The organism is Gottfriedia sp. OAE603 (assembly GCF_040543965.1).
Classification (GTDB): domain Bacteria; phylum Bacillota; class Bacilli; order Bacillales; family Bacillaceae_G; genus Gottfriedia; species Gottfriedia solisilvae.
Genome location: NZ_JBEUNN010000001.1, coordinates 4,015,081 through 4,022,500, shown reverse-complemented (window position 1 = coordinate 4,022,500; position 7,420 = coordinate 4,015,081). Strand labels below are relative to the sequence as shown.

Sequence of the window (7,420 nt, the reverse complement as noted above, 5' to 3'; positions counted from 1 at the left end):
TTATTCAATGTAACTTATTAAAAATAACTACATAATAAACATTCATTTACATATATTTATATAATACAAATCAGATTAAGTCGTTCATACTTTGGCAAAAATAATAAAAGAGTTATTAGTTGAAATTTTTCTTGAAAGGAATATAATAATAGTCAAAGATAGTCAAAGTCAGTAAGGGTGGTTAGTAATGAAAAATATATCAGATATTATTGAACAATATCTAATGCAGTACTTTGATGTATCAGACAAAGATTATGTTGAAATAAAAAGAAGTGAAATTGCTAATAAATTCGATTGTGTACCATCACAAATTAATTATGTTATTAATACAAGGTTTACGTTAGAAAGAGGATATGTAGTTGAAAGTAAACGTGGTGGTGGAGGTTACATCCGAATTATCAAAGTACAATTTCATGATAAGGCCAGCGTAATTGATCAGATAATGAATAGTTTTAACGCTAGTATCGCTCAATCCAGCTCAGAAGATTATATACATTTACTCCTTGAGAGAAATGTCATCACAGAAAGAGAAGCAAAAATGATGCTAAGTGTATTAGATCGCTCAGTTTTAATGGTCAATTTACCTTATCGTGATGAATTAAGAGCAAGATTATTAAAGGCAATGTTAAGGAGTTTAAAATATAAATAGAATATGGAGGTTGCCCCCCAATGATATGTCAAGAATGTCAAGAACGTCCGGCAACATTACACTATTCTAAGATTATAAATGGTGAAAAGACAGATATTCACTTATGCGAGAAGTGTGTAAATGATTCAAACAACAAATATATTTTTTCCGAAATAGGTGGATATTCTGTAAATGATTTGTTAGCCGGATTATTTAAAGGTAATAATGGTATTTATGAAATGAAAAAAAATACAATTCATAAAGATCAACAAATTGAGTGTCCTAGATGTAAGATGACATTTCAAAAGTTTACTAAAATCGGACGTTTAGGCTGTTCAACTTGTTATGAGACATTTAAAGAGCAAATGAAACCAATTGTAAAAAGGATTCATAGCGGAAATGTTTCTCATACAGGAAAATTGCCTCAGAAAATTAGTGGAGCAATTTCATTAAAAAGAAAGTTGAATGATCTCAAAACGCAAATGAAGACTTTTATTGAAAAAGAAGAATTCGAGCAAGCGATCAAATTACGGGATGAGATTCGAACAATCGAAAAAGATTTACAAATCCTTCAAGAGGAGGGGGAGTAAGTTTTATGTCAATTCATCGCATTATAAATGAAGCAATTAGTCCTTGGATGAAGCAAGAAGGTCCTGATGATGACATTGTACTAAGTAGTCGTATAAGGCTTGCTAGAAATTTTAGCTCATATTTATATCCGACTTTATTAAGCCAAGACAAGGCAAAAGAAATTTGTCACTTAGTTAAACATTATTTTGAAGGAAGAACAGCTTTACCAAATGCACCTTTTGAATATATTGAAATTAATAAGTTAGAACCTGTAGAAAAACGTGTACTCATTGAAAAACATTTGATTAGTCCAAATTTAGTTGAATCTGTACATGGTGCATGTATTCTTTCTCAAAATGAACAAATTAGCATAATGATTAATGAGGAAGATCATTTACGTATTCAAGCCTTATATCCAGGTTTACAACTTAGAGAAGCATTAACAGAGGCGAATAATATAGATAATTATATTGAAAGTCAACTAGAGTACGCTTTTGATGAAACGATTGGTTATCTAACAAGCTGTCCAACTAATGTAGGTACTGGTTTAAGAGCATCTGTAATGATGCATTTACCGGCACTTGTCATAACAAAGCAATTTAATCGTTTGATCCCAACAATTAATCAACTTGGATTAGTTGTAAGAGGAATTTATGGTGAAGGTAGCGAAGCTTTAGGTAATATCTTTCAGATTTCTAATCAAATCACATTGGGGAAATCGGAAGAAGAGATTATTGAAGATTTGATTACAATCGTTCAACAGTTGATCAAACATGAAAAGTCAGCTAGAGACGCTCTTGTAAAAACTTCATTAATCAGACTGGAGGACCGAATCTATCGTTCTCTAGGGATACTAAAATATGGTCGAATTATTGAAACAAAAGAGAGTGCAGTTTGTTTATCAGATGTACAATTAGGTATCGATTTAGGTTTAATAACCGGTCTATCTAAAAACTTTTTAAATGAATTAATGATCCTAACCCAACCAGGTATACTACAACAATTTGTTGGTAATCAACTTACACCTGAAGAAAGGGATATAAGAAGAGCATCATTAATTCGAGAAAAACTATCTAGTAAAAATAACTAATTATATGGGAGGAACCAATTATGATGTTTGGTCGATTTACAGAACGTGCTCAAAAAGTATTAGCTCTTTCTCAAGAAGAGGCAATCCGAATTGGACACTCAAATATAGGAACAGAACATATATTATTAGGGCTTGTACGTGAAGGAGAAGGAATTGCAGCAAAAGCATTACTTGCTCTTGGACTAAGTCCTGAAAAAGTACAACAAGAAGTAGAAACTTTAATAGGTCGAGGTCAAGGTGTAGCACAAACAGTACATTATACACCTAGAGCTAAAAAAGTAATTGAGTTATCTATGGATGAGGCTCGAAAACTAGGCCACTCTTATGTAGGGACAGAACATATCTTACTTGGCTTAATTCGTGAAGGAGAAGGTGTTGCTGCAAGAGTATTAAATAATCTTGGTGTTAGCTTAAATAAAGCTCGTCAACAAGTGCTTCAATTATTAGGTAGCAATGAAAGCTCATCTAATCATCAAAATGGATCAGCTAACCAAGCAAATACACCTACGTTAGATAGCTTAGCTCGTGATTTAACTGTATCTGCTCGAGAAGGTCGTTTAGATCCTGTTATTGGCCGTAGCAAAGAAATTCAACGTGTTATTGAAGTGTTAAGCCGTCGTACGAAAAATAACCCTGTTCTAATTGGTGAACCAGGTGTAGGTAAAACGGCAATTGCTGAAGGGTTAGCGCAACAAATTGTAAATAATGAAGTTCCAGAAATTCTTCGTGATAAACGAGTAATGACGCTTGATATGGGGACAGTTGTAGCTGGAACTAAATATCGCGGTGAATTTGAAGATCGCTTGAAAAAGGTAATGGACGAAATCCGTCAGGCAGGAAATATTATCTTATTCATCGACGAGCTTCATACATTAATCGGTGCTGGTGGTGCTGAAGGTGCAATTGATGCATCTAATATCTTAAAACCATCACTAGCACGTGGTGAATTACAATGTATTGGTGCTACGACAATTGATGAATACCGTAAATATATTGAAAAGGATGCAGCTTTAGAGCGTCGTTTCCAACCAATTACAGTGGATCAACCAAGTGTTGATGAGTCAATTCAAATTCTACAAGGGTTACGCGACCGTTATGAAGCGCATCATAGAGTATCAATTTCTGATGAAGCAATTATTGAAGCAGTAAAATTATCTGACCGTTATATTACAGATCGTTTCTTACCAGATAAAGCGATTGATGTCATTGATGAAGCTGGCTCAAAGGTACGTTTACGTAGCTTTACAACACCACCAAACTTAAAAGAATTAGAATTGAAATTAGAAGAAGTACGTAAAGAAAAAGATGCGGCTGTTCAAAGCCAAGAGTTTGAAAAAGCAGCATCATTAAGAGATTCAGAGCAAAGATTACGTGAACAATTAGAAGATACAAAACGTCAGTGGAAAGAAAAGCAAGGTAAAGAGAATTCTGAAGTGACTGTAGAAGATATTGCGAATGTTGTATCTTCATGGACGAATATCCCAGTTACTAAGCTTGCACAAACTGAAGCTGATAAGCTGTTAAACATGGAAAGTGTTTTACACAAACGTGTAATTGGTCAAGAAGAAGCTGTTGTTGCTGTTTCTAAAGCAGTAAGGCGTGCAAGAGCTGGCTTAAAGGATCCTAAACGTCCAATCGGTTCATTTATCTTCTTAGGGCCAACTGGTGTCGGTAAAACTGAATTAGCGCGAGCTCTAGCAGAAACAATATTTGGTGACGAGGATGCAATGATTCGTATTGATATGTCTGAGTACATGGAGAAACATGCAACTTCAAGACTAGTTGGTGCACCTCCAGGATATGTAGGATATGATGAAGGTGGTCAATTAACTGAAAAAGTTAGACGTAAGCCATATTCAGTTATTCTTTTAGATGAAATTGAAAAGGCTCATCCAGACGTATTTAATATCTTACTTCAAGTATTAGAAGATGGTAGATTAACTGATTCTAAAGGTCGAACTGTTGACTTTAGAAATACACTAGTAATCATGACTTCTAACGTTGGAGCAAGTGCATTAAAAACAAATAAATACGTTGGATTTAATATTAATGATGGAGCGAAAGACTATCAAGATATGAAAGGGAAAGTAATGGAGGAATTAAAGAAAGCATTCCGACCAGAATTCCTTAACCGTATTGATGAAACTATTGTGTTCCATTCATTAGAGAAAAAACACATTAAAGAGATTGTTCATTTAATGGTAAATAGTTTAACAAAACGATTAAAAGAGCAAGAAATCGAATTAGAACTATCTGATGCAGCGATTGATAAAATTGCAGATGAAGGATTCGATCCTGAATATGGTGCTCGTCCATTAAGAAGAGCAATCCAAAAGCAAATTGAAGATAGATTATCAGAAGAACTATTAAAAGGTGCTGTTGAAAAAGGACAAAAAGTTGTACTTGATGTTCAAGAAAATGAATATGTCATTAAATCAGCTGCCGAAATTGTAAATCAATAATTAATAATTGTTTCTGATCCTTTTAAAATAGGATGATAGAATATGGAAACAATCAATTAACTAATTTTTGAAAAAGGGCGTGAAGCCCTTTTTCTTATATCATAAAAAAGGTAGGATAGACTTAGAATACATATATTAAATTAAGTAATCATGTTGCATGAGAGGTACAATACATATGGCTAAAAAGAAAACTAAATTTGTCTGTCAATCTTGTGGTTATGAATCTGTTAAATGGGTAGGAAAATGTCCAGCTTGTAATGAATGGAATACAATGGTTGAGTTCATTGAACAAGCACCAAGTTCTAGAAGATTAACATTTAATACAAGCTCTTCAACTGAAGGTTCTAAGCCAATCTCCATTATGGAAGTTGAAATTGGGTCTGAAACGCGTATTGAAACGACTTTTCAAGAGTTTAATCGTGTATTAGGTGGAGGAATTGTTCTAGGTTCTTTAGTATTAATTGGTGGAGACCCTGGTATCGGGAAGTCGACGATGCTTTTGCAGGTTTCTTCACAATTAGCAAAAAAGGACCATAAAGTATTATACGTTTCTGGAGAGGAATCACAGAAACAAATAAAGCTTAGAGCAGAACGTCTAGGAATTGTTACAAAAAACTTATTTGTATTATCAGAGACTGATCTTTCTTACATTGCTAGATTTATGGATGAAATGGCACCAGATTTTGTTGTAATAGACTCCATTCAAACAATTTATTTGAATGAGGTAACTTCAGCTCCTGGTAGTGTTTCACAAGTAAGAGAATGTACATCTGAATTAATGAAAATTGCTAAAACAAAAGGTATACCTATATTCATAGTAGGTCATGTTACGAAGGAAGGTGCAATTGCAGGTCCTCGTTTATTAGAACATATGGTAGATGCAGTTTTATATTTTGAAGGTGAAAGGCATCATACATATCGCATATTAAGAGCGGTAAAAAATCGCTTTGGTTCAACAAATGAAACTGGCATTTTTGAAATGAAGGAATTAGGATTGGTCGAGGTGTTAAATCCTTCTGAAATTTTCTTGGAAGAGCGTCCTTTTGGCGTAGCTGGTTCTACAGTCGTTTCTTCAATGGAAGGGACAAGACCTGTTTTAGTGGAGTTACAAGCTCTTGTATCACCTACTAGTTTTGGAAATGCAAGAAGAATGGCTACGGGAGTCGATCACAACCGTGTTTCTTTAATTATGGCTGTTCTTGAAAAAAGAGTCGGTCTATTATTACAAAATCAAGATGCATATTTGAAGGTTGCAGGAGGCTTAAAGTTAGATGAACCTGCCGTAGATTTAGCTGTTGCGGTCAGTATTGCTTCAAGTTTTCAAGACAAGCCTACGAAACCAACAGACGTCGTAATTGGTGAAATTGGTCTAACAGGAGAAGTACGAAGAGTATCTAGGATCGAGCAAAGGGTACAGGAAGCTGCCAAACTTGGTTTTAAACGAGCAATTATTCCTGCAAAAAATATTGGAGGATGGAGTTTTCCTGAAGGAATGGAAATAATAGGGATAAACTCTGTTCAAGAGGCTTTAAAACATTTGTTAAGTTAGGAGGGTATAGATGGAAGATCAAAAGCAAAAGACCAAAACGATGCTACCGGTATTAGAGATGATTTCACCTGGTACGCCATTACGTGATGGGATTGACAATGTTTTGCGAGCACAGACAGGTGGTTTAATTGTACTGGGCTTCAATGATGAAACAAAACAAATGGTAGATGGCGGCTTTCATATTAATGATCCATTTTCTCCTGCAAGCTTGTATGAGTTAGCGAAAATGGATGGTGCAATTATTTTAAATGAAAATGGCTCGAAAATTCTTTTAGCAAATGCACAATTAATCCCTGATCAATCTATTTTTACAAAAGAAACTGGTATGCGTCATCGTACTGCTGAGCGTGTATCAAGACAAACAGGAAATTTAGTGATTGCAATCTCACAAAGAAGAAATGTCATTACTTTGTACAAAGGAAACCTACGATATACGTTAAAAGATATAGGGGTTATTTTAACAAAAGCGAACCAAGCGATTCAAACGCTTGAGAAATATAAAAGTGTATGGAATCAAGGGATTACTTCTCTTAGTATTTTAGAATTTGAGGAGTTAGTCACTTTATTTGAAGTTGTCAATGTACTACATAGTGTTGAAATGGTATTGCGTATTAAAAATGAAATTAATAATTATGTAATTGAACTCGGTGATGAAGGTAGATTGATTGAATTACAATTAATTGAAATCATTTCGGACCTTGAGGAGGAGGCATTATTATTAATTAAAGATTATCATTATAATAAAGAGCAAAATCCTAAATATATTTTGCAAAAACTACAAGAGTTAGCAAATGAAGAGTTATTAGAGGACCACGTCATTATCAAACTGCTTGGCTTCCCTAATAATACAAATTTAGAAGAGATGGTTGAACCTAGAGGTTATAGAATGTTAATGAAAATTTCTAGATTGCCACCTTTGGTCATCGAGAATTTAACAGAGCGGTTCAGACATTTAAAAGGGATATATAGAGCTTCACTTGATGAGCTTGATGATGTCGATGGAATAGGTGAAATCCGTGCTAAAAAAATCAAAGAAGGATTAAAACGAATCCAAGAGCAATTGTATATCAATAGACATAATTGAGTTGTTTCGTCTAAGATAGAGTTAATTACAATATAAA

Annotated in this window: 6 protein-coding genes; all 6 read left to right on the top strand. The window is 34.1% G+C overall.

Annotation, left to right across the window (positions count from 1 at the left end):
- The first annotated feature begins 187 nt into the window (after window positions 1-187).
- The 6 genes from ABID96_RS20275 (at window position 188) to disA (ending at window position 7,383) form a co-directional block, all read left to right on the top strand.
- Complete coding sequence (locus ABID96_RS20275) at window positions 188-649, top strand: CtsR family transcriptional regulator (protein WP_088003714.1); 462 nt, start codon at window positions 188-190, stop codon at window positions 647-649.
- A gap of 20 nt (window positions 650-669) precedes the next feature.
- Window positions 670-1,218 carry a protein-arginine kinase activator protein McsA gene (gene mcsA / locus ABID96_RS20270; RefSeq protein WP_192604310.1) on the top strand — a complete coding sequence of 183 codons (549 nt, stop codon included), beginning with the start codon at window positions 670-672 and terminating at the stop codon, window positions 1,216-1,218.
- A 5-nt stretch (window positions 1,219-1,223) separates the two neighbouring features.
- Entirely contained in the window at window positions 1,224-2,288 is a 1,065-nt protein-coding gene (gene mcsB / locus ABID96_RS20265; protein WP_192604309.1) for a protein-arginine kinase McsB, read from the top strand.
- A gap of 20 nt (window positions 2,289-2,308) precedes the next feature.
- Window positions 2,309-4,750: an ATP-dependent protease ATP-binding subunit ClpC gene (clpC, locus tag ABID96_RS20260; RefSeq protein WP_192604308.1), complete on the top strand. Its 2,442-nt coding sequence runs from the start codon at window positions 2,309-2,311 to the stop codon at window positions 4,748-4,750.
- Window positions 4,751-4,925: 175 nt separating this feature from the next.
- Window positions 4,926-6,299, top strand: coding sequence for a DNA repair protein RadA (radA, locus tag ABID96_RS20255; protein WP_192604307.1), 1,374 nt, complete (start codon window positions 4,926-4,928; stop codon window positions 6,297-6,299).
- Window positions 6,300-6,309: 10 nt separating this feature from the next.
- A complete protein-coding gene (gene disA / locus ABID96_RS20250; protein ID WP_192604306.1) occupies window positions 6,310-7,383 on the top strand; it encodes a DNA integrity scanning diadenylate cyclase DisA in 1,074 nt (357 codons plus the stop codon).
- Window positions 7,384-7,420 lie beyond the last annotated feature (37 nt).

What these genes read in the sequence shown, in the direction of transcription:
- mcsB (WP_192604309.1), top strand. Translation starts at nt 1,224, where the DNA reads ATGTCAATTCATCGCATTATAAATGAAGCAATTAGTCCTTGGATGAAG.
- ABID96_RS20275 (WP_088003714.1), top strand. Translation starts at nt 188, where the DNA reads ATGAAAAATATATCAGATATTATTGAACAATATCTAATGCAGTACTTT.
- mcsA (WP_192604310.1), top strand. Translation starts at nt 670, where the DNA reads ATGATATGTCAAGAATGTCAAGAACGTCCGGCAACATTACACTATTCT.
- radA (WP_192604307.1), top strand. Translation starts at nt 4,926, where the DNA reads ATGGCTAAAAAGAAAACTAAATTTGTCTGTCAATCTTGTGGTTATGAA.
- clpC (WP_192604308.1), top strand. Translation starts at nt 2,309, where the DNA reads ATGATGTTTGGTCGATTTACAGAACGTGCTCAAAAAGTATTAGCTCTT.
- disA (WP_192604306.1), top strand. Translation starts at nt 6,310, where the DNA reads ATGGAAGATCAAAAGCAAAAGACCAAAACGATGCTACCGGTATTAGAG.